The sequence below is a fragment of the Devosia sp. genome, from assembly GCF_041917035.1.
Lineage (GTDB): Bacteria > Pseudomonadota > Alphaproteobacteria > Rhizobiales > Devosiaceae > Devosia_A.
Map to the genome: position 1 here is coordinate 1 of NZ_JAYRYM010000344.1, position 3,119 is coordinate 3,119.

General features: G+C 66.6%; 1 protein-coding gene. It reads right to left on the reverse strand.

Features of this window, described 5'->3' with window-relative positions; translation table 11 throughout:
• Positions 1-3,012: Eco57I restriction-modification methylase domain-containing protein (locus ACE3TU_RS20715; RefSeq protein ID WP_374627699.1), on the reverse strand; the 3,012-nt coding region annotated here is incomplete at its 3' end.
• Between the last annotated feature and the right edge of the window lie 107 nt (positions 3,013-3,119).

A 3,119-nucleotide genomic window follows, 5' to 3' on the forward strand; every position in this document is an offset into this window, starting at 1 on the left:
CCAGTTCTTCTTCATCGCCTCGAGTTGCTTGACGATCCGGTTGGACCGGTCGTTGCTCTTCTCGGCGCGTACCGCCATCTCTATTTCATGGATGATCTCCTTGATGAATCGCTCGCTGAATCGCGGCGACATCCTGATGCGCTCGAAGCTCGAGTGCGTGATGACTACCGCGTCCCAATCGCCCGTGGCGATGCGCGACACCAGCTCGCGCCGGCGGTCGCCTTCCAGGTCCTCCTTGCCCGCCATCAGCACCGACGCGTTCGGATAGAGTCGGACGAATTCCGCCGTGTACTGGGCCAGCATGTGGTTGGGGACCACATGGCAGGGCTTATTGACGAAACCCAGCCGGCGCAACTCCATGCTGGCGATGACGCATACCGCCGTCTTGCCCGCACCGACCACATGGAAGAGGCCGGTGTTGCCGGACTGCACGATGCGCCACACCGAATCCAACTGGTGCGGATGCAGCACGAAGCAGCGGGAGAATCCCGGCAACTTCAGGTGCGAGCCATCGAAGCGCCTGGGCCGCGTGGCGTTGAACAGGTCGTTGTAGATCCTGCACAACTTCTCGCGCCGTTCGCTATCTTCGAAGGCCCAGCCGGCGAACCGTTCCTTGATCAGGCCCAGCTTCTCCCGTGCCGCCAGCGTCTCGTCGGGATTGACGAAATACTTGTCGGTCAGCGGATCGCGGTCGCGCACGGTCGGCACCTGCACATTGAGCGCGCACTGCACGAGCTCGATCGCGTTCATGCGCGAGGTGCCGAATTCCTGGGTCACCTTCACGTTCTGCCGCGCTTCCCACTCGCCGTACCTCACCGACCAGGCACCGGCTTCGGCCGAGTAGCCCACCTGGCAGTCCTTGAGTTCAAGAACCTCCTGGATGAACGCCTCGACGTCGAGGGCCGGAATCCACACCGCGCCTAGGCGCGGCTCGATGGCCGCCGGTGGCAGGTCTTCCGGTTGCACCTGTTCCAGCGCGTCGATGTTGCGCTGGTAGGTACTCCCGGACAGCACCGCCTGCTTGAGCTTCGCTTTCACGTTGCCCGACAGGTAGTCGTCGGCGGTCTTCCATTCCCCGTCGGCCGGGTCGAGGAACACCTGCCCCGCGCCGGCCAGTGCCTCCAGCACCGCAGCTTCGGGTGCCCCAAGCAGTTCGGCCATGTAAGCCGGATCGACCCGGCCACGCCACTGGACGGACGCGGCCAGCGCCTCGGCCGGCTCGCCCGCGGTGCTCGGTTCGACGACCATGGTCAGCGTGCGCCGGGTGAACAGCGCAGCCTTGCGGGCCGTGTCGGCCTCTTCGTCGTAATGCTCCAGCGACAGCAACAGCGGATAGTCCGGGTCGCGCCGGAACGCGTGCGCATTGGCGCGCGTGGACAGGCAACCGTACCGCGACACAAAGCGCTCGTAGGTCCCGTTGAGCATGGCTCGCAGGTGACCCAGCCGACGGTCGCCCGCATCCGCCAACTGCGCGTCGAGCAGGGCCCGGGCGTGGTCGCGGATGGCGCACAGGCCGGTGACGCGGGCCCGTTGCGTGGCGTTGAGCTGGTCATGGACATCGACCAGTTCGCTGCCCTCGACCCGATGCACCCGCCCCTGGTGGAGACGGTAGCTGCCAGGACGGGTACCGGCCTCGGCCGGGACCACCACTCGCAGCGGGGCTGCCTTGTGCGCCACCGGCCGGTAAGCACCGGCCGGCAGCAAGGCGATGCGCTCGGCCAGGGCCGCCTCCAGGTCGCCCTCGAACACGGCGACCGGCACTTCCTCGTAGCCATTGCTCTCGCGGCGGATGCGGCCGATGCACAACTGCGGGTGCTCGGCGTACCAGGCGTTGATCGGCAGGTAGCGCTCGTAGCACTGGGGGTGCCGGAGGATGTCGGGCACCGCGCCCAGCTTCAGCCAATCCGCCTCGACCGCCTCGGCCCGCTGCCGCTTGCGCAGGAACAGGATGTCGGTCTGCACCTCGGTGGACGCGATGCCGGCGAAGGTGCCCTTGGGGAGCCGGATGGCACCCAGCAGGTGAGCCTGACTTGCGATGTACTCGCGCACCGCGTCGTACTGGGCATCCATCGTGTGGCTGCTGGTAATGAAGCACAGCAGCCCACCGGGACGCACCAGGTCGAGGGCGCGGCCAAAGAAGTAGTTGTGGATGCTGAAGCGGGCATAGGCCCGGTTGCTCACGTCGGCGACCTTGTACTTACCGAACGGGACGTTGCCGATCACGAGGTCGAACCAGTGGTCGGGCAGCGGGGTTTTCTCGAAAGGGGAAATCCGCACATCCACGCCGCCGGGCGCGTAGAGCGCCTTGAGGATGCGGCCGGAAACCCGGTCGATCTCGACGGCGGTGACGCTGCTGCGCTCGGCCAAGGCTTGCGGCATGGCGCCGATGAAGTGGCCGATGCCAGCGGCGGGTTCCAGGATGCGCCCGCCGGTGAAACCGAAGCGCTCCACCGCCTGCCATATCGCCTCGATCACGGGGACCTCGGTGTAGTGGCTGTTGTTGACGGAGGCGCGCGCCGATTCGTAGTCCTCGGCACTGAGCATCGCCTGCAAGCGACGGGCACGTTCGGCCCAGGCGCTGTCGGCAGCTTCGAGATTGAAGCTGGCGGGCAAGCCGCCCCAGCCGGTGTAGCGTTGAAGAACCTGGCGATCATCCGTACAGGCCGGCCGGCCTTCGGCTTCGATCTGGCGCAGGAGCGTGATTGCTGCCAGGTTGGCCTCGAACTTCGCGGTCGGGCCGCTCAGGTGCTCCAGGTCGGCGCGGGTCAGTTGCGGCCAGAGGATGCGCGGGGCGGCCTCGGTCGCGGTGGCCACAACCCGCCAGTTGGCGCGGACAGAGACTACAGACTGCTCTTGCTCTACGTCGCTGAGGTTCTCGACGTGAATGACTTCGACAGGCTCGGCGGGCCCGCAAGAAACGGAAAGGCAAATCGGCTCTGCAGGGCGGGGCAGGGTCGGGGCCGCTGGGTCGAACCCGGGCAGCCACAGGGAAGGCGCGGTAGGACGGGGCATCGGTGTGTTCTCCAAGGAAAACGGGGAACACAACGCCCTATCGGGGAGGCGGGCTCCCCGGGTGGGATGGGCAAGAAAACGGTCGTGGACGACCGGTTGGCAAAGGC